This window comes from Chitinophaga sp. 22308 (assembly GCF_052045305.1).
Lineage (GTDB): Bacteria > Bacteroidota > Bacteroidia > Chitinophagales > Chitinophagaceae > Chitinophaga > Chitinophaga varians_A.
In genome coordinates, this window is sequence record NZ_JBQEOP010000002.1 from 1,095,174 (window position 1) to 1,120,217 (window position 25,044).

The 25,044-nt window shown below is 51.3% G+C and carries 15 protein-coding genes; 7 read left to right on the forward strand and 8 right to left on the reverse strand.

Annotation, left to right across the window (positions count from 1 at the left end; genetic code table 11):
- Positions 1-11 precede the first annotated feature (11 nt).
- Positions 12-1,481: a glycoside hydrolase family 130 protein gene (locus ACTJJS_RS11290; protein WP_440663775.1), complete on the forward strand. Its 1,470-nt coding sequence runs from the start codon at positions 12-14 to the stop codon at positions 1,479-1,481.
- Positions 1,482-1,483: 2 nt separating this feature from the next.
- Here the strand turns inward: ACTJJS_RS11290 and ACTJJS_RS11295 are convergent, their stop codons facing one another.
- Positions 1,484-2,488 carry a glycosyltransferase family 4 protein gene (locus ACTJJS_RS11295; RefSeq protein WP_343745569.1) on the reverse strand — a complete coding sequence of 335 codons (1,005 nt, stop codon included), beginning with the start codon at positions 2,486-2,488 and terminating at the stop codon, positions 1,484-1,486.
- Between the two features lie 180 nt (positions 2,489-2,668).
- On the opposite strand from ACTJJS_RS11295, the gene bshC reads away from it, so the two are divergent.
- Entirely contained in the window at positions 2,669-4,249 is a 1,581-nt protein-coding gene (bshC, locus tag ACTJJS_RS11300) for a bacillithiol biosynthesis cysteine-adding enzyme BshC (RefSeq protein ID WP_440663776.1), read from the forward strand.
- A 69-nt stretch (positions 4,250-4,318) separates the two neighbouring features.
- Here the strand turns inward: bshC and ACTJJS_RS11305 are convergent, their stop codons facing one another.
- On the reverse strand, positions 4,319-6,541 hold the full coding sequence (locus ACTJJS_RS11305; RefSeq protein WP_440663777.1) for an FUSC family membrane protein: 2,223 nt from the start codon (positions 6,539-6,541) through the stop codon (positions 4,319-4,321).
- Between the two features lie 158 nt (positions 6,542-6,699).
- Complete coding sequence (locus ACTJJS_RS11310; RefSeq protein WP_440663778.1) at positions 6,700-9,099, reverse strand: outer membrane beta-barrel family protein; 2,400 nt, start codon at positions 9,097-9,099, stop codon at positions 6,700-6,702.
- A 365-nt stretch (positions 9,100-9,464) separates the two neighbouring features.
- Here ACTJJS_RS11310 and smc point away from each other — a divergent pair, with 365 nt between their 5' ends.
- Positions 9,465-12,995 carry a chromosome segregation protein SMC gene (gene smc, locus ACTJJS_RS11315; RefSeq protein ID WP_440663779.1) on the forward strand — a complete coding sequence of 1,177 codons (3,531 nt, stop codon included), beginning with the start codon at positions 9,465-9,467 and terminating at the stop codon, positions 12,993-12,995.
- A gap of 85 nt (positions 12,996-13,080) precedes the next feature.
- Entirely contained in the window at positions 13,081-13,479 is a 399-nt protein-coding gene (locus ACTJJS_RS11320) for a DUF4259 domain-containing protein (protein ID WP_168873037.1), read from the forward strand.
- Between the two features lie 267 nt (positions 13,480-13,746).
- Here the strand turns inward: ACTJJS_RS11320 and ACTJJS_RS11325 are convergent, their stop codons facing one another.
- Both ACTJJS_RS11325 and ACTJJS_RS11330 read right to left on the reverse strand, forming a co-directional pair.
- A complete protein-coding gene (locus tag ACTJJS_RS11325; protein ID WP_440663780.1) occupies positions 13,747-15,012 on the reverse strand; it encodes a NupC/NupG family nucleoside CNT transporter in 1,266 nt (421 codons plus the stop codon).
- Between the two features lie 95 nt (positions 15,013-15,107).
- A complete protein-coding gene (locus tag ACTJJS_RS11330) occupies positions 15,108-16,229 on the reverse strand; it encodes an acyltransferase family protein (RefSeq protein WP_440663781.1) in 1,122 nt (373 codons plus the stop codon).
- Positions 16,230-16,539: 310 nt separating this feature from the next.
- On the opposite strand from ACTJJS_RS11330, the gene ACTJJS_RS11335 reads away from it, so the two are divergent.
- From ACTJJS_RS11335 to ACTJJS_RS11345, 3 genes are all read left to right on the forward strand, one after another.
- Positions 16,540-18,828 carry a DUF7133 domain-containing protein gene (locus ACTJJS_RS11335; RefSeq protein ID WP_440663782.1) on the forward strand — a complete coding sequence of 763 codons (2,289 nt, stop codon included), beginning with the start codon at positions 16,540-16,542 and terminating at the stop codon, positions 18,826-18,828.
- A gap of 269 nt (positions 18,829-19,097) precedes the next feature.
- Positions 19,098-20,660 carry an FMN-binding glutamate synthase family protein gene (locus tag ACTJJS_RS11340; RefSeq protein ID WP_168873041.1) on the forward strand — a complete coding sequence of 521 codons (1,563 nt, stop codon included), beginning with the start codon at positions 19,098-19,100 and terminating at the stop codon, positions 20,658-20,660.
- Positions 20,661-20,679: 19 nt separating this feature from the next.
- A complete protein-coding gene (locus ACTJJS_RS11345) occupies positions 20,680-21,045 on the forward strand; it encodes a GreA/GreB family elongation factor (protein ID WP_168873042.1) in 366 nt (121 codons plus the stop codon).
- An 84-nt stretch (positions 21,046-21,129) separates the two neighbouring features.
- Here the strand turns inward: ACTJJS_RS11345 and ACTJJS_RS11350 are convergent, their stop codons facing one another.
- Genes ACTJJS_RS11350 through ACTJJS_RS11360 form a run of 3 tightly spaced genes read right to left on the reverse strand, consistent with a single transcriptional unit; the run spans position 21,130 to position 25,002 of the window.
- Positions 21,130-21,672, reverse strand: a complete 543-nt coding sequence (locus ACTJJS_RS11350; RefSeq protein ID WP_168873043.1) for a DUF192 domain-containing protein — start codon at positions 21,670-21,672, stop codon at positions 21,130-21,132.
- 7 nt (positions 21,673-21,679) lie between these two features.
- Positions 21,680-22,864 (reverse strand): aminofutalosine synthase MqnE, encoded by a 1,185-nt coding sequence (gene mqnE, locus ACTJJS_RS11355; RefSeq protein WP_440663783.1) that lies wholly within the window; start codon positions 22,862-22,864, stop codon positions 21,680-21,682.
- Positions 22,861-25,002, reverse strand: a complete 2,142-nt coding sequence (locus ACTJJS_RS11360; RefSeq protein WP_440663784.1) for a M43 family zinc metalloprotease — start codon at positions 25,000-25,002, stop codon at positions 22,861-22,863. Before ACTJJS_RS11360 ends, mqnE begins: the two co-directional genes overlap by 4 nt.
- Between the last annotated feature and the right edge of the window lie 42 nt (positions 25,003-25,044).

The following is a 25,044-nucleotide window of genomic DNA, read 5'->3' on the forward strand; positions in this document are numbered from 1 at the left end:
AAACAATACACATGCGACTGTCAATTGAGCGGAAACCTACCAAGATATATCCTGATCTGAAAAGAGTGGTTGCCAGGTTTTTTTTCAATGGCGAAGCCAGGGCCAAGTCTATTATCCAACATGTTGCCGCCATGACCGATGATCAGGTGGAGGTAACGATAACGCCTATACTGAGAGAATTCTCCCGGCGCCATCGTAACATCACCCGCATTTTTGAAAAACATGCAGACAGGATCAGGCACCTTTTTGCTGCAGTGCAGGTCAACTACGATGAACTGTCCCTGAAAAGAAAACTGTTGACAGGCTCGTATTTTACCAATGAATATTCAATTGAATCTGCTGCCTTTTTTAATCCGTCGATGATTGAAGATGTGGACCAGAGCGGGCTGGAAGAAGGTCAGAAAAGGGTGATCCTCAGCTTCCGCGCCGTAGGCGAAGGCCATATCTCATCTATCGCTTTCCGCAGCGGCGTCATCGACCGTAACAATCAGATTTCCCTGCAAACAGCCGGCAACTATGTGGATGAAGCGGAAGTGATCCGCAACGCCATGTATAAGAAAGACACCTTCTTTCAGAACGCTGTCTCCATCAAACTGCCGGACCCGGTAATGCTGGAGGTGATGAACAGTCTCTCGGACGAGTTTGAGTACATGTCGCTGAAAAAGGTCATCCGTGAAATGCAGCAGCGCTATCAGGTCGATCATCTCGTGAAAAAAGCGCTGGAAAGGCTGCTTTGGCTGGCGGATTCGTATTATGAACTGAATTTTTCCCTTGATACGGATATTTCCGACCGCGTGATCTTCCCTTACTCTGACGCGGAAAGCAGGGGGATTGAAGATGCCCGCTTCGTGAAATACAGGGATGAAGACGGCAGCATTACCTATTACGCTACCTATACTGCGTTTGACGGGGTGGCTATTCAACCCAAATTATTATCTACCGAAGATTTCTATAACTTTAAAATTATGCCCTTGTATGGAGAAGGGGCCCAGAATAAAAACCTGGCCCTCTTCCCCCGCAAGATCAAAGGGAAATATGTGATGATATCCCGTATTGACGGCATCAACGGGTATATCATGTATTCCGATAAAATCAATATCTGGGAAAACCCGCAAATACTGCAAACCCCCAAATATCCCTGGGAGTTTGTACAGGTGGGCAACTGCGGCTCTCCGATAGAAACGCCGGAAGGCTGGCTGTTGATCACCCACGGGGTGGGGCCTATGCGTACTTATTGTGTTGGGGCCAGCCTGCTGGACCTCGAAGACCCCGGCACAGAGATCGGCCGTCTGAAGGAACCACTGCTTATGCCCAATAAAGACGAAAGGGAAGGATATGTGCCCAACGTGCTTTATTCCTGCGGTTCCATTGTACACAACGAAGAGCTGATCATCCCTTACGGCCTGTCTGACTATGCGTCCGGCTTTGCCACTGTCAATCTCGAAAAGCTGCTGGCGCAGATCAAGGCGGATGGCGCATAACCTCACCCGATAGAACGGTATACTTTCAGATAATCTTCCGTCATCCTGCCGGTGGTGAAATTTTCCTGTGCATGCAGATGGCAGGCATAGCGGTCTATTTGCTTCAAAGATTCCACAGCAGCAGCGGCATCGTTTACCGTATAGACCAGGAAACCGGTGCGCCCGTCCAGTATCAGCTCCGGCATAGAGCCTCTGTTGAACGCTATCACCGGCGTCCCGCATAACATTGCTTCCGCTACGCTCAGCCCGAAAGGTTCATCGAAATGTATCGGGTGCAGCAGTGCGCTGGCCCTGCCAAGCAGTTCGCTGCGGGCAGCGCCGCCCACAGGGCCCAGGTACCGGATTTGGTCGTCATCTATATAAGGTCTCACCATTTCATCAAAATATTCTTTTTGCTGGATGATGCCGGCTATCAGTAGCTGCCGGTTTGTTTGCAGGGCTATCTGTATAGCGTCGTACGTGCCTTTGTCGGGATGGATGCGGCCATAGTACAGCAGGTAATCGTCCGGCGCAGGCGTGAAGGCAAAGTCTTCCGGCCTGACGCCATTGTATACCGTGGCTTTGTAGTGCAGGGAAGGGTGCCTGTTGGCGTTGCTGATGGCCACATAATGGCCCACATGATTGTAACGCTGGTATACCGGAACAATCTTTTCTGACGAAAAACCGTGGATGGTGGTGACCATCGGTGTGCCAATGAGGCGGGAATAGGTGAGAGGCAGAAAGTCGAAATGATTGTGGATGATATCAAAATGATGCGCCTGTTCCATCAGGTAACTGATATGCATGCACTCATTGACTTTAGCGTCTGCATGACGGTCTTCCTCGTAGCCCTGCGGGCAGGTCCATGCCAGTTTGCCCTGTGTGAGTGAGTCGCCGGTGGCAAAGAGGGTAACGTCTGCGCCACGGGCTATCAGGCCTTCAGCGAGGTTGGAGGCCATCTGTTCCCAGGGGCCGTAGTGCCGGGGCGGTGTCCGCCAGGCTACAGGCGAAAGAATTGCGATCTTCATAGTGTTCCGGTTTCCGGTCCGGTATCATGGCAAATTCTAATCCATAATCATCCGCCCATCAAATTTCATCGGTAAAAATCCTTAAATCGCTTTTTCTTCTCTAACTTCGTACATTCAAAAGTTTCGATGTATTCAGATATATCGCTACTTTTATTGATCATTTGTAATTCGACACGTAATATGCTCGAGTATATTCCTTACGGGAAGACAGGCTATTTTAATCAGCTGGTAACAGATTTTTTAGCAGACGCGCCACAGATCAGACCTTTCTATACCTATTCCTCCGTTCGTCCGGATTTTACAGCCGCTATAGCCGCGAGGCAACAGTTTAACACCCCGAGAGCTGCGCTGGTAGCTGCATTGCAGCAACAATACGAAAGCCTGGAGCCAATACAGGCCGTCCAGGATAATATCGCCCGGCTCGCCGATCCACAGACCTTTACGGTGACCACCGCTCACCAACCCAATATATTTACCGGTTACCTGTATTTTGTATATAAGATACTGCAAGCCGTCAAACTATGCCAGGAGCTGCAACAGCAGTACCCGCAGCATCATTTTGTGCCGGTATACTATATGGGCAGCGAAGACGCTGATCTTGATGAACTGGGCAGCATTTACCTGGAAGGCAAAACCCTTACCTGGGCTGCAGGCCAGCAGGGCGCTGTAGGACGCATGCACCCCGATGGGCTGGAGCAGCTGATCGGACAGATAAAAGATACACTGGGGTACGCGCCCCACGCGGGAGAGCTGATAACGCTGTTGCAGAAAGCTTACCTGGAACACCGTAATATCCAGGAGGCCACGCTTTACCTGGTGCATGCCTTGTTTGGACGTTACGGGCTGGTGGTGCTGGTGCCTGACAGCCCTGCCTTGAAACACCTCTATATTCCGGTGATGAAAGATGAACTGTTTCATCAGGCATCACACCATATCGTTAACAATACCCTGGAACAACTGGGGGCGCATTATAAAGTGCAGGCCAATCCCCGCGAGATCAACCTGTTTTACCTGCAGGATGGTATGCGTGAACGTATTGTGCAGGAGGGCGACCAGTGGAAAGTATTACACACCTCGTTGAAATTTGACGCTGCCGGCCTCGAAAAAGAGCTGGACGCACATCCGGAACACTTCAGCCCTAACGTTATTTTGCGGGGCATGTTCCAGGAAACGATCCTGCCTAACATCGCTTTCATCGGCGGCGGCGGCGAAATCGCCTACTGGATGGAACTGAAAGCACTGTTTGCCCACTACGGCGTACCTTATCCGGTATTGCTGCTACGCAATTCCCTGCTGCTGACCGATGAACTGTCGGCCCGGCGGCTCGATAAACTGGGCATCACTACGGCTGAATTGTTTGCCACCACCGACGATATCGTGAACGCCTATGTGAAAAAACATACCAATGCGGCATTGGTGCTGAAAGATGAATATGCGGCCATTGAAAAACTGTATGACAGCCTTGAAGAAAAGGCCCGTAGCATAGATGTCACACTGGTGGCCAGTGTGGGCGCGGAAAGAAGCCGTGCGCTGAAGTCCGTCGGAAAACTGGAACATAAATTCCTCCGGGCGGAAAAGAAAAAATTCGCATGGCAGACAGACCAGATCAAACAGGTGAAAAATAAACTGTTCCCCGGAGGGTCATTGCAGGAGCGCAAAGAGAATTTTATGCCCTGGTACGCAACAGAAGGCCCGGCTTTCCTGGACAGGGTGCTGGCTGCATTGACGCCGGTGACAGACCAGTTTACGATAGTACGCTAGTTATTTGTCGATATATAAAAAGCCCCGGGCCATTTACGGCCCGGGGCTTTTTTATAATTGGAATATCAATCAGCTTAACGCTTTACCCATATCCTTTACCAACGACAGAATTGCCTGTAGCTGGTCATGTACCTGTTTGGTTTCAAGCATTTCGTCACGGACAGGCGTAGCGCCTTTGCCTTCGTTGATTTCGAGCTGGCGCAGATGTACGAGGTTATGCAGGTGCTCGTCCAGTGTGTCGAAAGCATGAATAGGCGGTTCCAGTTGCGCCTGGCTGCGGGTGGCAGGGTCTATCATGAGGTACAGCTGGTCAATGTATTGCAGCAGGTAGGTAGTGATTTCCTTATACTCCGGCCTGGGGAACTGCACGCCGTGATGCATGCTGTATGCCGCCAGCGCGGCGATATGTGAGGTGAGGGTATGGTTCAGCACTACAAAGTGATACACCTCTGATGCATTTTTCTGTTTGCTTTTGGGTTCAGAGAGCATGCGCTGGAACGCGGCCATCATATTGGCGGTGCTGACATAAGTGTCTTTGCGGGCCAGTTTAAAATCCATTATGGTATTGGTTTCGCCGGCATATACCCTTAATACCAGTTCAAAGTATTTGCGGTTGGAGAGCAACATTTTCTGCATATATCCCGGCAGGGTGTTATGTTCCCAGGAGGGCCACAGCAGCATGTTGGCGAAGAAGGCGATGCCTCCGCCGATGAAAGTGTCGAGTACCCTCTGGGTGGCGTTGTACAGATCTGACGGGTGCAGGAAATGCAGCAGGAAAATGATGAACGGTGTCACAAAGAAAACGCTGAGCGTATACTGGAAGCTCATAAAGCTGTAGGCGCCCAGGATACAAAGCAACATGCTGATGAAGATCACCGTGTCGTTATGGGTGATATACAGCAGCCCGGCTGCGAAAAGCGCGCCCAGTACCGTGCCGATAAGGCGTTGTATGCTGCGTGAGCGGGTGAGCCCGAAACCGGGTTTGAGGATCACTACGATGGTCAGCAATATCCAGTACACCCTGTCGAGGTGCAGGGCCAGTCCCAGCAGGTAACCCGTCACGGTGGCAAGGCTTACACGGATGGCATGCCGGAAAATATGGGATTTGAAAGTGAGGTTGTCGCGGAATGTTTCCAGGTCATATTTCTGGCGGGTAGTAAATTTCGACAGTTCCAGTTTGGGATCGATGGTCTCATCTTTCAGGCGTTCCAGCCGGGTAAGGCGGTGCAGGTTGTAGATACGCTGCGCCATGTCCTGGAGGTTCTGCAGAATGTTGGTCAGTGGGATGGTTCGTGTTCTTTCCGCCAGGGTGGGGAGCTTCAGGGTGATGTCCGCAATCGCTTTTTTCACCTTTTCCATCTCATATTTAAGATTGGTCTTAGGCAGGGAGCGCTGTCCTGCCGCAACAGCCAGCCCGATATTTTCCAGTTCTTCTACAAATTCGGTGATCAGCGCATGAAATTTCCGGAGGATATCGTCCTGTTTGAAATCACGTTGCAGGGCGTTGTAATCCGTCTGGGAGGCCATGATCTGCTCCTGCAGGTCCACCATGTCCAGGAAGATAAGCACCATGCTTTTGTTGATGCTGGTGGTGCCTTGCTGGGCGGAACGTCTTTTTAATAACAGTTCCCGTACATTTTCCTGTTTTTCGTTGACGATGACCTGTTGGGCCAGCACGGCTTTATAGTTGGCGGCCACATCTACGCCGGGTGTATAGAAGTTGGAGCGGAGCTCAAGATAACGGGCGGTCTGTTGTATACAGTCGCCCAGTGCCTGTTGTACGTTGAGATAGGGGCGTATCTGCCATAGTATCAGCGCCAGCAGTGCGTACCAGATACTGCCCAGCAGCACCATGGAAGCATAGACCACTGCCATGCCGGGTGTCAGGTTGGATTCACCGAGGATAGACACGAGGATGAGCAGACAGCCCGTACCGATATTGCCACCCCGGTTGCCGTATACGAGCATCATGGCAAAAACAAAACAACATGCTACGATCCACAAGGCCATCAGGAAAGGGTAGGGAAGCAGCAGGCCAGTGCCTATGGCTGTCAGGAAAATGAGGCCGGTGCTGATGATAAGGCCATTGCGTTTATGTACAATGGTGCCAGGCACATCACTGAGGGCCGTACACAAAGCGCCCATCGACATGGCAATGCCCAGCCCTAATTGCCCGATGGCGGCAAAAATCAGGGAGGGGACCACCACGCTGATGGTGGTGCGCATGCCGTTGCTAAAATGATAACTGTAAAGGAAACTCTTGATATCGTTGATCCGCTGTTCTATTCGCAAACGTTAATCGGTTTTTGGAGCACAAAGATACAAGGCAATTACGAATTACAAATTACGAATTACGAATGGAGGGCTGTCTTATGGAACGGCTACTTATTGACCGCTTTATGAGGCATACCGTAATTCGTAATTCGTAATTCGTAATTTGTAATTCGTAATTACATCCCTGTATCTATAACGCTCTTATTTCGTGTAGCGCTGGTCGTTAGTTTGCCGAAGCGCCAGCTGACAGAGAAGGTGTAAGTGTTGGCAGGGAAATAGGAGGTATATACCCTATGGAAGGCGGGGTCATTGGTTTCTGAAATGGCCGGTCTTTGTTTCCGGAAAGGCTGGTCTGCGGCGATGCTGACAGACAGTTTCCTGTCCAGGAAATCCTTGCGCAGGGTAAAGCCATAGCCTGTGTTGGAGCCGCTGGTGCCTTGCACGCTGGGAGAGCCGCTATAAAAGTAGCAGTACCCATCTGCCCGGAAGCTGTGGCCAAAATTATAGTCGGTATTAAAGTAGGCGCTGCCTGAAAAACCGCTGCTGCGGATAGTGTTGCCATCGCTGAAATTACTGTGGCTGCCACGTCCGTTGATGCTGACGTTCCATTTTTTCGTCAGGGCAAAACGCATGCTGGTACTGATGCCTACGCTGTTGGATTTACCGATGTTGTCATAGGTAGTAGCGGAGATTCCTTTTGCCGGGTCTACAGTGATAATGTTCTGGATGGAATTGTTGATGAAAGTGTAATCCAGCCCTGCGTTAAAGGTGATCTTCTCCATGATCTTGTTGAAATAGGCCCCGAAGCTGTTGGCGTAAGATGGTTTCAGGTTAGGGTTGCCATAGAAAATGTTATAGGGGTCGTTGTCATTGACATAGGGGTTCATCGCAAATATATTGGGCCGTTCCAAGCGGCGGCTGTAGGAGAACGACAGGCTGGTCATGGGTTGCAGCTGCCAGGTGATGTTTACGGTAGGAATGGGGCTGAGGTAGTCGCTGTTGATCCGTGTTTTGGTAGACACAAAATCCCCGGTCTGGTGTGTCTGTTCCAGCCTGAAGCCTGGCTTCACGCTTAGTTTGGTACCTATTTTAAAGCGGTAGGTGACGTAAAAAGCGAGGACGTTCAAGGTTGTATTGAAAATATTTTCGCGGCTGGGATTGGGCACCATGGCCCCTTCTTTATTGCGTACTTCCTGGGTGGCGGTGTTGGTGTTATATTGAAAAGTGCCTTTGAAGCCTGTTTCCAAGAACTGTTCATGTGGCAGTGGCAGGGAATAGTCGGCCTGCGTGACGATGGCGCGGTTGGTGAAAACCGTGTTGTTGCGGTAAAAGCTGTCGGTGCCGGGCACATACACCTGGCTGTTGTCTGTATGGCCGTCCCCGTAGCTGTTGACCATGTTAAACACCAGTGACAGTTCATGTCCCGGTTTCCGGAATTTATGCTGGTAGTCCAGTCCTGCGCCGGTGCCATGGCCCTGGCTGTAGGAGTCGCTGTTGTTGGTGCCGGACTGTATGGGTTTGCCGGTGCTGTCTGCCCAGTGACTGATCTGCGGCATCAGCTGTGTCATTTTGCTGATGTTGCCGTTGCCGAAGAGGGTGAGGCTGTTGGCCGTGTCGATGTCGTAGGTCATTTCCAGGCTGCCGTAGAGCATTTTGTTGTTGCGTTTGAACTCCGTGCTTTGTTCCAGCAGGCCTTTGTCGCCGGGGAGGAGGCTTTGCCGGCTGATGGTGTTGCTGTTGTGGCTTTGGTCGATATTGCCGCCGGCGTAGGCGGTGATGCCGACTTTTTTCCTGCGGGCGCTGATGGAGCCGCCGCCGCTGTACCTGCCGATGGTGTTATAGTTGGTAAAGAGGCTGCCATTGTAGCCAATTACGTCGCGTTGGGTGATGATATTGATGATGCCGCCGATGCCTTCTGCATCGTATTTGGCGGACGGTTCGGTGATGATTTCTATTTTTTTGATGATGCTGGCCGGGTAGGCTTTCAGGGCTTCCTTGGGGTCTTTGGTGATGAGGGAGGTGGCGCGGCCGTTGAGCAGCACTTTGTAGTTGGTCTGGCCTTTCAGTTTGATGGTGCCGTCGGCATCTACTGTCAGCATCGGGATTTTGCGCATGATATCGGAGGCGGAGCTGTTGTCTTTGTCGATATCGTTTTCCACGTTGTAGATGAGTTTCTCATCTTGCAGTTCTATCAGGGGCTTTTTGCCGGCGACGGTGACGCCGCTCAGCTGTTGCGTGGTGGTGGAAAGATAACGGGGACTGAGGCGGTGGGCCGCATTGGCGGCGTCTACCCGGATGGTGTCCAGGAGGAGGGGGGCATAACCCAGCATGGTGATCCCGATCCGATAAACGCCGTAGGCCACACCAGTAAAGCGGAAATCGCCCTTGTTGTCCGTCAGCGTGTGGGCCACCGTTTTGCGGTCGGCCGCCTGCATGAGTACTACCGTAGCAAATTCCACGGGTTTACGGGAAACACTGTCGGCCACCTGGCCGGTGATGGAGCCTCCCTGCTGGCGGGCCTGCAGGGTCACACTAATGCATAACAGGAGCAACAGCCATATGCCTTTTTGCGTCATGGAACAGGATGGATTATTTTGAGGTATCGTCCCGGGCCCCGCCTATGTGGTAAATGGCATAAGTTACAGTGGCATAGCTACATAGGTGGCCTCCGGGTTACTTACACAAGCTATAAAATGTTACTGCTAATGCAGAGCGGTTGGGATAAACGGCCAATAATTTCTCACAGGGAATTAAATTATAATTGCGCTTTTTACTATATTTATAATCAGTCCTTTAAAGGAGATGGAATGGTCGTGTGACAGTTATTTTCGCCCGGAGTGTGTATAAATAATTACGGGAGATACCTGCTTCTCACTTAAATTACTTTTTCATTCGGGTAAAATTATATCTTTGACGCCTTAAAAAAACCTCGGAGTAAGTCGTGCGCTTAAAAACACTAGAAATTAAAGGCTTTAAAAGTTTTGCCGATAAAACCGTTCTGAACTTTGACGAAGGGATAACAGGTGTCATCGGGCCCAACGGCTGCGGCAAAAGTAATATCATCGACTCCATCCGCTGGGTGATCGGGGAACATAAAATCAGCAACCTGCGGTCTGAAAACCAGTCAGGGCTGGTGTTCAACGGTTCCAAAACGCGCTCTGCCAGCGGTATGGCAGAGGTAAGCCTCACCTTTGAAAACACCAAAAACGTACTTCCCACCGAATTCACAACGGTGACCATTACCCGTAAATTCTATAAAAACGGGGACAGTGAGTATCGCCTCAATGATGTGGCCTGCCGCCTCAAAGACATCCATAACCTCTTCATGGACACCGGCGTTAGCACGGACTCCTACGCCATCATCGAGCTCGGGATGGTGGACGATATCATCAGAGACAAGGAAAACAGCCGTCGCCGTATGCTGGAGCAAGCGGCAGGCATCTCCATATACAAAACACGTAAAAAAGAAGCCAAATCCAAACTGGAAGCTACAGAGGGCGACCTTAACCGCATCGAAGACCTCCTGTTTGAAATCAATAATAACCTGAAAACGCTGGAAAGCCAGGCCCGTAAAGCAGAACGCTTCTACGAGGTGAAAAAGGAATACCGCGAAATCAGTATCGAACTGGCCAAAGCCGCACTGGAAGGATTTAATGTCACCTTCCGGGAACTGTCTGATAAACAACAGGAAGAAAGCGACCGCAAACTGCAGCTGGAAACAGAGATCACCACTGCGGAAGCCGCCGTGGAGCAGGATAAACTGCACTTTGTGGCCAAAGAACGGGAACTGCAGGTGCTCCAGAAATCGTTCAACGAACTGGTGGCCACCATCCGTACCAAAGAAAATGACAAGAACCTCGCCGCCCAACAGCTGACTTACCTGCGGGAACGCGAAAAAAATATTACCGACTTCCTCAGCAACGCAGAAGGACAACTGCAGGGACTCACCACCTCCATCGAGTTTACCGAGAAACAGGTAGTGGAAGAAGCGGAAGTCTTTGAATCTATGGAAGATGAACTGGAAACCCTCCGCGAAATGGTGGAGGAGAAAAAAGAACGCTTCCAGCAAAAGAAACTGGCCCTCGAAACCCTGCGAAACGACCAGCAACGCTGGCAACGCCAACAGTTTGAGGCGGAAAAGAAAGTAGCGGTGGCAGACACCTCTGTGCAGAACCTGCAACGGGGTATCCAGCAGCTGCAGGAAGAAAAGAACAGCCGCCTGCAACAAATCACCCAACTGGAAGCAGAAAAGGAAACACTGCAGCAAACCATCACCACCAGCAAAACAGAACTGGACGAGATGGTCCGCTTCCAGGAAGAAACAAAAGGCAAGATACTGGCCACCCAGTCAGATATCGAAGGACTGAGGGACCAGCTGGTGGATGAAAACCGTAAGCTGGACTCCAAAAAGAACGAATTTGACCTGCTGAAGTCCCTGGTAGACAGCCTGGAAGGATACCCTGAAAGCATCAAATTCCTGAAAAAGAACCCGGAATGGAACAATGAAGCGCCTATTCTGAGCGACGTCTTTTTCTGTAAGGAGGAGTATCGCACCTGCGTGGAAAATCTCCTGGAGCCTTACCTGAACTACTACGTTGTTAATAATGTGGCGGAAGCCGTACAGGCTATCCAGTTGCTGGACACCCATAAAAAAGGCAAAGCCAATTTCTTTATCCTCGATCAGTTCCGGATTCCGGCCAACGGCCTGCTGGCGCCCGCCGGCACTATACCGGCCCTGGACGTAGTGGAAATTGAAGAGAAATACAAAGGCCTCGGCTATCACCTGCTGGGCAAAGTATTCATAGGGGAAGACATTACCCGCCTCGAATTCAGCCAGGTATCCGACGATGAGATCTGCCTGGTGGAGAAATCAGGCCGCATGCACCGGGGCAAATTCAATATCACCGGTGGCTCCGTAGGCCTGTTTGAAGGCAAAAAGCTGGGGCGCGCCAAAAACCTGGAGAAACTGGAAGCGGAGATCAAAGATCTGGAGGCTACCGTAGGCAGCCTGCGCGTACAGATACAGGACAAACACAACCAGGTGCTCGGCTACAACAGCCAGCTCAATGAAAATAATATCAATGCCGCCCGTGAAAAGATCAATCAGCTGAACAACCAGCTGTTTGGCCTTCAGAACAGGATCGAAAACTTCCATCACCTGATAGAAAGCGGCGACAAGCGGCTGGAAGAGATGCAGCAATCACTGACTACCAACCAGGAGAGCATCTCCGGTGTACGCGAGGAACTGGAAAACCTCAACGACAGGGTGGGAGAGCTGCAGGATGCCATCACGGAGGCCGACAGAACGGCCCTGGAAGTGGAGCAGCAGTTCAATATGGCCAATGTGCAGTTTAACAACCAGAACCTGCAACATACCCGTCAGCATAGTAAAGTGCAGGCGCTCAAACAGGAACTGGAATTTAAACGCAAGCAACTTACAGACCTGCATGCGCAGATCACCAGCAATAAAGCCCAGCTGGAAGACGCGGTGGCCAATATTGCGACGGCAGACGAGAAACGCAGCGCGGCTGAAGACGGACTGGTAGAACTGTTCCGTCAGCGTGAGGAAGAAGAAAAAGCACTCAACGAAAAAGACCAGGAATACTATAATTTCCGTAACCACCTCCAGGAACTGGAAACAACGCTGCGCACCAAACAAAGGGCCCGCGAACAGCTGGAACAGCAACTCAATGTCATCAAAGACAAGGTGAATGAGCTGAAGTTACAACTGGCTTCCATGAAAGAACGCCTGAGCGTGGAGTTTAAGGTTAACCTGGACGAGATCATCGATGAACAACGTACCTCTGAACTGCCGGTAGATGAACTGCAGGGCAGCGCAGAACGCCTGAAAAAACGCCTCGAGAACATGGGGGAAATCAACCCTACCGCCATTGAAGCCTACCAGGAAATGAAAAAACGGTACGAGTTCATCCTGGAACAGAAAACAGACCTGGTAAACGCAAAAGATTCCCTGCTGGCAACCATCCAGGAAGTGGAAACCACTGCCAACCAGAAATTCCTCGATACATTCAACACCGTTAAAGAGAATTTTATCCGCGTATTTAAAGCCCTCTTTACCGAGGAAGACCAGTGCGATATGATCCTGAGCGATCCTGAGAACCTGGCCGATACCGGAATCGAAATCATTGCAAAACCCAAAGGCAAACGTCCGGCAGCCATTACCCAGCTTTCCGGTGGAGAGAAAACCCTCACGGCCACCGCCCTGCTGTTTGCCATCTACCTGATCAAACCCGCGCCATTCTGTATTCTGGATGAGGTAGACGCGCCGCTCGATGATGCCAATGTGGGCAAATTCACCAACATGATCAGAAAATTCTCTGATAATTCACAGTTTATTATTGTAACTCACAATAAACAAACGATGGCCGCCGTGGACGTGATTTACGGGGTTACCATGCAGGAACCCGGGGTGAGCAAACTGGTGCCGGTGGACTTCAGGAGTTTAAACTGATGAAAGGTTTTTGTTGTTGTAAAGAGAGACTATTAATTTTATTCTCTATTTCGTTATTTTAAAAAAATAAAAAACGTTACACACTATGGGCGCATGGGGCACCAGGAATTTTGAAAATGATGGATCACAAGACTGGGTTTTTGACGTGATCGACAGCAAAGATGGTGGTTTGGTAACTGATACGCTGGCACGTATCATCAACAACACCGAAACTCTGGAAGTATCTGATTGCGAAGAAGGATTAGCCGCCGCTGAACTGGTGGCAGCGCTGATGGGCAAGCCAAGCGAAGACTTCCCCGAAGATCCGCTGGACAAACTGGACATCCTGAACCTGATCGCAACAAAAGGTTTAAGAAGCCAGGCCGTTGCTGCTGTAAACAAAATATTGAGCGCATCAGAAATGAAAAATTACTGGGAAGAAGCCGGTAGCCTCGACGCATGGACAGCTGTTCAGGCCTCCCTGGTGAAAAGACTGGAACTCTAACCTGTAATGACCGGGACTGCCCGGAGGCGAACACTGATCTGATCGCAGGAAAACAATGCTTAAGGACAATTGACTTTTTAAGCAGGGATTGTGCTGCGTCTTATTCAGCCCATTCATGCAGTCTGTTTGATCAAAATATGTAAAAGATATAAAAGGCAAGGCCCGTATGAATCAACATACGGGCCTTGCCTTTTATACTTGGTATATAGTTATTTAAATATTGAGGTATTACACGCGCGGTAACTGAAAGACTAAATAGCTAAACACTTACAGCAAAATACCGGCAATCGTAGCTGACAGGTAGCTGGCCAATGTTCCACACAGCAGGGCTTTCAGCCCCAGTTTGGCCAGGTCCGTACGACGGCCCGGCGCCAGTTCACCGATACCACCGATCTGCATGCCCACGCTGCTGAAGTTGGCAAAGCCGGCAATAGCGATGGTGACGATGGTGATCGCTTTGGCGGATTCTATTTTAACGCTGTGGCTGGTCATGCTTTTGAATGCCACAAATTCATTGATCGTAAGTTTTTGTCCCAGCAGCGTGGCCACGTTGTTCACATCCTGGCTGGGTACGCCCATGGCCCATGCCATTGGGGTGAACAGTTTACCGAAGATCCAGTCCAGGCTGAGGTCGAAGCTCAGGCCTACCAGGTGCCCCAGGTGGATCAGGCACCAGTCGAGCAACGCTATCAGTGCGATAAAGCCGATCAGCATGGCGATCACGTTCATGGCTATTTTAAAACCGTCGCCGGCGCCATGGGAAATGGCGTCGATCACGTTGGTGTAGTTACTTTTTACTTCCATCTTCACACGGCCCATGGTCACGCTTTCTTCTGTTTCCGGGAAGACGATCTTGGAGATCACCAGCGCGCCGGGGGCGGCCATCAGGCTGGCGGTGATCAGGAACGGCGCGATGTCCATGCCGGCCTGGAAGCCCATATTGGCATATACCACGAGGATACCGCCGGCAATACAGGCAAGGCTGCCGCTCATAGAGGCGAGTATCTCACTTTTGGTCATGGAATTGAGATAGGGGCGGATCATTACCTGTGCTTCCACCTGGCCTACGAAAGCGCTGGCCACGTTGCTGAGTGCTTCTGCACCGCTCACCCGCATCACTATGTTCATGGCACGGGCAATCACGGCTACTATCCGCTGCATAATACCGAAGTGATATAACACCGCCACCAGTACGCATACCAGGATAATGGTGGCCGTCACGTTAAAAGCAAAAACAAACCCGCCACTGGCATAGTCGGCTATTGTACCGGTGGGAGGCTGGGACACCCCGATGCCACCATACACGAAAGCGGCGCCCTGACGTGCAAACGCTTCCAGTTTACCCATAGCGTGGCCTACTTGCTGGAAAAACCAGGTAATAGGAGGAACTTTAAATACCAGCAGCGCAATCACTACCTGTAACGTAATACCACTTATCACCAGTCGATAGTTGATCTTACTCCTGTTGTTGGAAAACAAAAAGGCAATACCCAAAATAAGGACGATGCCGATTAAGCCCTGAAAGCGTTCCATAAATGCAAATAAATCGTAAAATGTATGCAATAAGGCGACGAAGATAAGTTATTTTGCGATTCCTGGTCATTTTACGACATAATTCCGCAGTGGTTTTAAAGCTGTCTTGTAGGAATCTCTGTCAGCCGGCCACCAGCAAGTGATTGGGCTGTCTTTGACTTTAACCGGCCGCTCAGCCACCGGCGCACTGGTTCATCGTACCAACGCATAGCCAGGTAACCGATGGCCATCAATACCAGGGTGCCCACTGCCACAATTATTGTCAGCAGCAACGGCCCCGGTTTGTATTGCGCATAGTAGTTACCGAATGGCCATATCAAAAAGATATGGGTCATATATAAAGGATAAGACAGCCGGCCTATAAAACGACAGCACTGCAACCACCAGCCCGTGGCCGTGGCGCCTGCGCCTAACGCGATCACCAGCGGGTAAACGGCGGCTACGATCAACCACTCTGTCAGCCAGTTCTGCCCGAAATAAGGGCACATAAAAGTGGCCAGCAATAACAGTGATAATGCCACAAAACCCAGCGGCGTACGTAGTGTCCATTGAAAGCGGTACACGCTCAACCCTGCAAGGAACGAGAAGCTCACCCGCGCAAAACCGTCCATAATATTGGCGTCGGCCCAACCTCCGATCAGGGTGCCGGCATGCCGGGCGGTAACGGCCAGCCAGCCAGCGGCCAGCACGGTCAGTAACAAAGTGACGACCTTATGCAGCCGGTTTAGCACCAATGCATACACGACGTTGATGCAATACTCCATAAACAAGGACCACGTGGGAGAGTTAAACGGGAAAAGTGCGCCGCCCCTTCCCGGCAGCCACGGGAAAGGTATCAGCAGCAGGGAACAAAGAAACCCCGCCACGATAGGCCAAACGCCCTGTGCATAAGGATCGCCGCCAAACGGGTCAAACAGAAAAGAAAGCAGACCAAGTACGGAGCCCAGCGGTACCAGCGGGTGCAATCTTAATAAACGTCCGCGGAAAAATCCGCGGTACCCGATCTGCGCCAGCCGGCCGTCATAGGCGTAACCAATCACAAAGCCCGACAGGCAGAAGAAAAAGTCAACCGCCAGAAAGCCATGCCCCAGCGGGTTCTGGCTATAGTCGTTCCAGACAAGCTCAAGAAAGTGGAATACAACGATGGTGATGGCAGCGGTGCCCCGCAATCCGTCGAGTACTTCATAATGCGGTTTGGCTGATGACGTGGAAAGCATTTGGATATTGGGTTATTTGGAAATTGTTATTTAACCGGGCCGTTTATATGCTACATACCCTTCTGAAAATCGGGCCGTCTGCAAATTTAGCTATCAGGCGAGGCGGTTTCTTATAGTGATTTCCCAATAACAGCCAGTATTTTCACCATAATAGTAAAAAAGGTAGTTGCTCCATAGGAGCATGTAGCCGGACAAAACTCTCTTAAATTTCTAAATCACCAAATCCGCCAATGATTTAGCCTCTGATCAAAAAATAGTTGCAAAAAACCGCGAGAGATGTATTTTTAGTTTCTGCAATCGAATTAAATACATGAGCCGTTTTCATTACCTGATCATTTCCACGATTTCCCTGGCATGGTTTGCCTGCGGACAAACATCACAACAAGACCGGATGAGTAAACACGAGCAGGATTCGCTGGCCATGCGCAAGCAGTTCGACAAATCCCCCGTGCTGGATGGTAAGGCCGCCATTGGCGCCATGACGGTCGATAAAGGACTGGAGGTGCAGCTGGTGGCAGCAGAACCAATGGTCGTAGCACCGGTAAGCGCTGTATTCGACGACCGTGGCAGGATGTGGGTGGTGGAAATGATGGGTTTCATGCCGGATACCAGCGGTACCGGTGAAGATAAACCCGACGGCAAAATCGTGATACTGGAAGATACCACCGGTGACGGCGTAATGGACAAAAGGACCGTGTTCCTCGATTCACTGGTGCTGCCCAGAGCGGTATGCCTCGTGGAAAACGGCGTGCTGGTGGCTACGCCGCCGCAATTATGGTTTATCGAAAACAACAATGACAAACCCGGCAAAAAGGTACTGGTGGACAGTATGTACGCTGCAGGCGGTAATGTGGAACACCAGCCTAACGGGCTTTTGCGGGGGCTGGACAACTGGATATACAACGCCAAATCTGACCGCCGCTACCGCAAAGTTGGCGATAAATGGCTGAAAGAAGCCACTACTTTCCGCGGACAGTGGGGCATTACACAGGACGACAAAGGAAGGCTGTTCTATAATAACAACTCTGAAAATCTGCTGGGAGATTATTTCCCGGCGGGTCTGGGCGGTAAAAACCCGCACCAGCAGAACGCTGCCGGCTATGACCAGAAAATAGTGAAAGACAACCACGTATATCCGGCGCATCCTACACCTGGTGTCAACAGAGGTTACATGAAAGGCATACTGGACGACAGCCTGCGGCTGGTAGAGTTCACCGCCGCCTGCGGTCCGGTGATCTACCGGGGCCATCTTCTTCCGGCTGACTATGCGGGTAACGCTTTCGTAGCAGAACCTTCGGCGAATCTCATCAAACGGAATATTTTAAAAGACAGTGGTTATATCGTTACCGGAAAACAAGCCTACCAGGGCAAAGAGTTCCTGGCCAGCACCGACGAGCGTTTCCGGCCCACAGGATTATATAACGGTCCGGATGGGGCGCTGTATATCACCGATATGTACCGCGGCATCCTGCAGCACAAAACATATATTACCACTTACCTCAAGAACGAAATCAAGATGCGGGAACTGACGCAGCCGCTCAGCTGTGGCCGTATTTACCGCATCGTTCCGGCTGGGCAGCGTCCGAAGAAAACCGTGGTGCAACAGGACCAGCTGTTGCAGTTGTTGAATGATCCCAATGGCGCGCTGCGCGATAAAGCCCAACAATATATTATAGACCATCGTTTAACCGCGCTGGTACCGGAACTGCGCACCGCGCTGTCCAATACCGCTACGCCGCTGATGCAGGTACACGCCCTCTGGACGCTGGAAGGGCTGCACCAGTTGACATACGCCGACCTGGCCGTGATACTGGAACAAGGCAGCGACGATTACAAAGTGCAGGCACTGGCCGCATTGCCTTCCGTGTTGGACAGCAAGACTGCCAAAGCCGCGGCAGGCAAGCTGGACTCGCTGGCAGACAAACCTTTCTTTGCGCCGTATGTCGCGTATTTGTTGCCCGCGCTGGGCAAGACGGATAAAGCTGCGGCCGGCCGTCTCGAAGAAAAACTGATGAAAGCGTATGCGCGTGACCGTTATATAGCCGCGGCGCTGGTCAATAATGCAGTCAATCGGGAAGCTGCACTGCTGAAACAACTGGTGGCATTTAATCCGGATACTGCACTGGCATTGAACAAACAGTTGAACAACGTGCTGAAAAATATGGACAATGCTGCCAGCGCCAAAAAGATGGACGCATTGGCGGAGAAATATCCCAGGGGATATAAAATATTTAACACCGTTTGCCAGACCTGTCACGGTAAAAACGGTAATGGTATTGCTTCTATGGCACCGCCGCTGAATGAAAGCAACTGGGTGAACGGCGATAAAAACAAGTTCGCCGCCATTGTGCTGTATGGCCTTACCGGCCCGGTGGAAGTACATGGTAAGCTGTATAAAGCGCCTGAGATCAACGGAGATATGCCAGGTATCGGTGGCAGCGACGAATTCAATGACAGTGACATTGCAGAACTGCTTACTTTCTTACGCAGCGCGTGGAACAACAAAGCCGGAAAGGTGTCCGTTGATGATATCAAAGCTGTCCGCAAACAATTCAACGGCCGTCAAAAACCGTTTACCGCGGCGGAATTAACCAAATAGTGCGCGGATATAAATAAAAGGCCTATCTTTGCTGTTCATTTACAACAAGTGAACAAGGCAACTTACATATTGACCTGCTGTAGCCAACTCCGTATTTGTACGGGCGGGTTTTTATTGCCGTTTTTATCCTGTCCAAAAGACTTCAACAATTAAGCCCGGGCAACTTCTAGCATCGTAACAGTTGTACCCGGGGGGATGATACCTGTACGCTTGTATTGGTAGTATAATCCATATAGCAATTTCCAAAACAATCTTATAAAATAAGTTTTATGAATCATCGGATAGCACGATGGGCAGTTTATCTTTTATGCCTGTTGCTGGATGTGAGCGTGGCTGCAAGCCTTTATCGCGGTTATTTAACAGGATGGATTTTATTACCGGTGGCCGTGGGTGTCACATTACTGACATTGATTGACCGTTTCCAGGGCAAACATGCCCTGCTGCGCAACTACCCGCTGCTGGGCAGGCTGCGTTACCTGCTGGAGCACATCAGACCGGAAATGCGGCAGTATTTCTTCGAGTCGGACACAGACGGGCGGCCGTTCAGCCGTCGTCAGCGTGCGGTAGTGTACCAGCGTGCGAAAGACGTAAAACAGACCGTTGCTTTCGGCGCGCTCGCCGATATGTACGAACCGGGTTACGAATGGGCCGCCCATACAGCATTCCCGACGAAAGTAAAACCGGACGCGTTGCGGGTAACCATCGGCAACAAACAATGCAGTCAGCCTTACAATGCAAGTTTGCTCAACATCAGCGCAATGAGTTACGGTGCGCTGAGTAAAACCGCTATCCTTTCCCTCAATGGTGGTGCACAGGTGGGCGGCTTTGCCCACAACACCGGGGAAGGTGGCGTTAGTCCGTATCACCTGCAACATGGCGGTGACCTGATCTGGCAGATCGGTACCGGTTACTTCGGCTGCCGCGATGAGAAAGGTAATTTCTCGCCGGAGGTATATGCCGGAACGGTTGCAGAACCAGCTGTAAAGATGGTGGAACTGAAATTGAGCCAGGGTGCCAAGCCCGGTAAGGGCGGGGTACTGCCGGCAGCGAAAAATACGCCGGAAATTGCCGCTATCCGTAAGGTGAAACCAGGCGTCAGCGTGCTGTCGCCGGCAGCACATACCGCCTTTGGCAACGAATATGAGATGCTGGCGTTTGTGCAGCAGCTGCGTACCCTCTCCGGTGGTAAGCCGGTGGGTTTCAAATTGTGCGTAGGCCGCAAGGATGAATTTGAGCGTATCTGTAAAGCCATGACCAACACTGGCATCTACCCCGACTTTATTACGGTAGATGGTGCAGAAGGTGGTACTGGTGCGGCTCCGCTGGAGTTCACGGACAGTATCGGTATGCCTTTGTATGATGCGCTGGCTTTTGTAGTGAACATGCTGAAAAAGTACGACCTGAAACAGCATATCAGAATCATGGCCAGTGGCAAGATCATCACCGGTTTCGACATTATGAAAGTGTTGGCATTAGGTGCAGACGCGTGCTACAGCGCCAGGGGCATGATGCTGGCACTGGGCTGTATACAGGCGCTTCAATGCGATAGCGGCAGCTGCCCGGTAGGTGTGGCCACGCAAGACCCGACCTTATACCAGGGCGTAAATGTGACCGATAAAAAAGAGCGTGTGGCCAATTTCCACCGCAACACCATATATGCACTGGCTGAACTGATGGGCGCCTGCGGTTTCGCAACGCCTGAACAAGTCAATCCTGCCGCACTTTACAGAAGGGTAACGAGAACGGATATACGATCATATGAAGAAATTTACGCACCGGACAACGGCCGTTCTGCCGGAGCGGCACTTATTCCGGGGCAGTCAGTTAATTAATTGATTAAAACCTGTTTTTATGAAAAAGAAACAGATTGTAGTGTCCCAACATGATTATGACATTCTGAAAACACTTTGTTACCACGCCCCGGGTACGGCTAAACTGAAAGAGGAGCTGGACAGGGCGGTTATCCGGAAAACAAAAGTACCCGATGATGTGGTACAGGTAAATTCCACGCTGCAGTTCAGGGATGAGCGCAGCGGCGCTGTGCGGGAAGTACAGCTGGTATTACCTGCCGCCAGCAATATTCAACTGGGTAAACTTTCTATTCTTTCACCTATAGGCACGGCCCTGCTGGGCTATAGCGCCGGTGACACCATCGACTGGGAAGTGCCTGCGGGCAAAACCCAGCTGCACATTCTGCGGGTGGCGAACGAAGGATAGTTTTAAAAGGCTATAATGTTAGCGATCAAATATGTATCAAGCAAAAAAAGCCCCGGCGTCTGCCGGGGCTTCTCTTTTATATTGTTATTTGTGATAAACAACGTGGTCGCCATAATTGACGTGGTATTTATCGCAGAAGCCGCCGTTGACTTCCAGCACGTATTGTGCTTTCTTGAAGGAGGGCAGGCTTTGTTCTGACAGCGGGGTGGCATATTTCTGGATAGACACGATCTCCAGTTTATCATCCAGGTAGATGATATCGAGGGAGATGTAGGTGTTTTTCATCCAGAAGGAACGCTCTTCCATATCCGGGAAGATAAACAGCATGCCCTGGTCATCGGTCATGGATTTACGGTACATCAGCCCGTCTTCCCGCTGCTGATCGGTTTGTGCCAGCTGGATATCTATTTTGCGGATGGTGTCTGCCTTGTTTTTGGACAGGAACACCAGGGACGCTTCTTTTTTGAATTCGCTGCCGTTGGAAGTGACCTGTGTTGGAGATTCCGTGCCGGCGGTAGTGCCGGTACCGGTGTCCGTGGTGGCGGCGCTGTTGTTGTTGCCGGAATTATTGTTACAGCCGGACACATACAGGGCGGCTATCAACAGGTATTTGAACGGTAGCTGCATAAGGATATTATTTAGTCAGTAGTAGCTCCTCATCGGAGAAAACGACGTCTGTATAATCTTTGATTTCATTGTACACAGTATCGCGTTCAACGGGCCTTCTGCCGGCTTGTTTGATCAGTTGTGCCAGCTGGGCGGTGTTCATGGAAGGGTTTTGTTCTTCCGCGCCGGCCATGCTGTAGATCTTGGTGGTATCATCGATGGTCCCGTCCAGGTCATTTACGCCGAAGGAGAGGGTCAGCTGTGCGGTATTTCTTCCCAGCATGGGCCAGTAAGCCTTGATGTGGGAGAAGTTGTCCATATACAACCGGGCCACTGCGTACAGCTTCAGGTCTTCCACTATAGAGGATTCCGGGATATCGGACATATCGTTGCCCTTGTTCCTGAATTTCAGCGGGATAAAGGTATTGAAGCCATGTGTTTCATCCTGTAGCTGCCGTAAACGTTCCATATGGTCTATACGGTGCTCGTAGGATTCAATGTGGCCGTAGAGCATCGTGGCGTTGGTGACCATGCCGCGGTTGTGCGCAGCGCGGTGGATGGCCAGCCAGCCATCAGCATCTACCTTGTCATGGCAGATTTTAGCCCGTACGTCCGGATGGAAGATTTCAGCGCCGCCGCCAGGCATGGATTGCAGGCCTGCTTCGTTGAGGATGCGCATCCCTTCTTCTACGCTTACTTTGGCTTTGCGGAACATATAGTCCAGTTCCACAGCGGTAAACCCTTTGATATGAAGATCAGGGCGGTGCGCCTTGATTTTTTTGATCAGTTCCACGAAGAAGTCCAGCTGCATCTTGGGATGTACGCCGCCTACAATGTGGACTTCCGTAACAGGCTGCCCGTCATAGCTTTTCACGATGTCCAGCATCTGGTCGATGCTCAGTTCCCATCCGTCTTCACGGTTTTTATACAGCCGGGAATAGGAGCAGAAATGGCAGGTGAAAACACATACGTTGGTAGGCTCAATATGAAAATTACGGTTGAAGTAAGTCTTGTCGCCGTGCATGCGTTCCCGCACATGGTTGGCCAGTGCGCCTAAAAAGCCGACATCGCCTTTCTCAAATAAGGTCAGCCCTTCTGCGGGCGTAATTCTTTCCTGACGCAGGATTTTTTCTGCAATGTTCTTCAGGTCAGTGTCCAGAGAAGGTTGCTGAAGAAGTGTCTGAACTGCCGGGTAATCTTGTCTCATCGTCATCTTACTTTCATTAATTTAATGGTGTTGGCCCTGTTCCTGTAAATTAATTTTACAAAATAAACACCATTTGGCTCATTTACCAAATTAAAGGTCATCCGGTTGTTGGCGCCAACAGCATTACCCGGTTTGGAAGCGACGAGTTGTCCGGCGGCATTGTAGAGGTTCACCTGCTGAAGGTCGGAAGGCCGTTCATAGAAGCTGATCCATACCAGCCCGTCAGTGGGGTTAGGATGAATCAATACGCCGGCCTGGCGCAGGTCCGGATTGATATCTTTGGTAACGATCCTGATATTGTCGATATATATGTTATTCTCCGCATTTGAGATATTCCGGAAAGCCAGTTGGAATTTGTCTTTGCCCACCAACGCTGTCAGGTCCACCGAATCGCGGCGCCATTCGTTGTTGTTGGGGATGAATTCATCCTGTACGGCGGTAGGGCGGGTGATGAGGTATTTGCCCCATTTGCTGTAGGCGATGGCGCCTGTCTGGTGACAATCTTTGGTGACCAGCACCTGCAGGGTGTCCCACACGTTGCCGGTCATATTGGGATCGGAATAAACGGCTGCGGCCACGTCAAAGAACAGGAAAATGGAATCATGCGCCTGCGGGTCGATCACGGGTGTGATGAGGTCATCTGTCTGGTCGTTGACGTTGTATCCTTTGTTGCGTACCAGCGCCGATGCTTTGCTGTTGTGCCCCACGTTGCGGTCACGCTCCCAGGTGAAGCTGCGGTCGGGGTTATAGATGTCCCATCCCGGCGGCGGGAAACTGTCCTGTTCAAAGCCTTCTTCAAAAGGCAGCTGCACTTCCGCATCGAAGTGGAAGCGGCTGGCCGCGGTATCGTTGGCCACGTTAGCGTCTGGCTGACCGTTGGGCGACTGCGTATAGGCTTGCAGGTTATAGGCGCCTACGGCCACCTGCGAGGCAGGAAGGGGGACGTCTACGCTCTGCAGGCTGGGCAGATTGCCCTGCCAGTTGTAGTTGACCAGCGCGCCATTGTTGAGCCGGTACAAAATACGCACAGCGGTAAGGGCATTGGTGCCTTTGTTGCGCAGGGTCACCCGGGGCAGGATACGGTTATCGCAAAGTTTGCCGGTGACGCCGCTGACGGCCGTCAGTGCGGCGTCGTTTGCCGGCAGCACAACGGGCGTACAGCCATTGGACGTCATCAGGCTGCTGACGATATTTTCCAGCACATCGCGCATCCTGCCGGTCTGGCCGGCGGTGAAGAGGTGCATACAGGCGTCGTCGCTATAGTCCATGTAGTTCATGAACATAATCCCCGGGAAGCTGGGGCTGCAATTGTCGGTTTTTGGAAAAGAGGGGCACCCGTAGGTGTTGTCGCCCTGCAACGGGGTATCGGCGATGCCGTCATCTACGGAGCAGGTGCCGCCGTCGTCGCCCCAGATATGTTTCAGGCCAAAGAAATGCCCTATTTCATGGGTGGTGGTACGACCGAGGTTATAGATACGGCCTACGCTGCCGGTGGTGCCAAAAGCGGTATAAAGCACCACTACGCCCAGTTGTTCGGCAGGGTAACCATTGCCCGGAGGAGCGGCCACGCCCAGGTAGTTGCCCGACAGGCGGGTCACCCAGATGTTGAGGTACTTTTGGGTGTCCCAGGCATCGGAGCCGCCGGTTTGATCATATTTCGCGTCGGGGGCGCCGCCGCTGATACTAAAGCTTTGGCCTGCGGCTGTTTTCACGCGGACGATGCCCGTGGTGGGCTCATCGCCGGGCGTGCGCTGGGCCAGGCAGAAATTGATCCGCGAATTGCCAATAATGGGTTGCCACACTGGCGGTACCTGGCTAACGTCCGGATTGGTGGCGTTATAATCCTGGTTTAACACAGCTATCTGGGACATGACCTGCGCATCGGTGACCAGGTCTGGATTGTCCAGTACTATATGCACCACTACAGGGATAGTGACATTTTGCGGCACTGCTTCGGTTTGCACGCGCATCATGCGGCGCTGTTGCAGCAGTTGCATTTTCTTTTCATTGTTGTCGATCACTTGTTGCAGGGAAGGATGTTCATGCACCCGTTGCTGCAGGGCAACGGCGGTGCCGCATTGGCGCTGGCCAATGGCGGCCAGGCTGTAAAGTAAGGTAAACAGGATAATAAATGTGTGGCGCAAAGATCGTTGTTATTAGAGATGAATCAGATGGTTTTTCTGGTT

What these genes read in the sequence shown, in the direction of transcription:
- ACTJJS_RS11290 (WP_440663775.1), top strand. Translation starts at nt 12, where the DNA reads ATGCGACTGTCAATTGAGCGGAAACCTACCAAGATATATCCTGATCTG.
- ACTJJS_RS11295 (WP_343745569.1), bottom strand. Translation starts at nt 2,488, where the DNA reads ATGAAGATCGCAATTCTTTCGCCTGTAGCCTGGCGGACACCGCCCCGG.
- bshC (WP_440663776.1), top strand. Translation starts at nt 2,669, where the DNA reads ATGCTCGAGTATATTCCTTACGGGAAGACAGGCTATTTTAATCAGCTG.
- ACTJJS_RS11310 (WP_440663778.1), bottom strand. Translation starts at nt 9,099, where the DNA reads ATGACGCAAAAAGGCATATGGCTGTTGCTCCTGTTATGCATTAGTGTG.
- ACTJJS_RS11320 (WP_168873037.1), top strand. Translation starts at nt 13,081, where the DNA reads ATGGGCGCATGGGGCACCAGGAATTTTGAAAATGATGGATCACAAGAC.
- ACTJJS_RS11325 (WP_440663780.1), bottom strand. Translation starts at nt 15,012, where the DNA reads ATGGAACGCTTTCAGGGCTTAATCGGCATCGTCCTTATTTTGGGTATT.
- ACTJJS_RS11330 (WP_440663781.1), bottom strand. Translation starts at nt 16,229, where the DNA reads ATGCTTTCCACGTCATCAGCCAAACCGCATTATGAAGTACTCGACGGA.
- ACTJJS_RS11335 (WP_440663782.1), top strand. Translation starts at nt 16,540, where the DNA reads ATGAGCCGTTTTCATTACCTGATCATTTCCACGATTTCCCTGGCATGG.
- ACTJJS_RS11340 (WP_168873041.1), top strand. Translation starts at nt 19,098, where the DNA reads ATGAATCATCGGATAGCACGATGGGCAGTTTATCTTTTATGCCTGTTG.
- ACTJJS_RS11345 (WP_168873042.1), top strand. Translation starts at nt 20,680, where the DNA reads ATGAAAAAGAAACAGATTGTAGTGTCCCAACATGATTATGACATTCTG.
- ACTJJS_RS11350 (WP_168873043.1), bottom strand. Translation starts at nt 21,672, where the DNA reads ATGCAGCTACCGTTCAAATACCTGTTGATAGCCGCCCTGTATGTGTCC.
- mqnE (WP_440663783.1), bottom strand. Translation starts at nt 22,864, where the DNA reads ATGACGATGAGACAAGATTACCCGGCAGTTCAGACACTTCTTCAGCAA.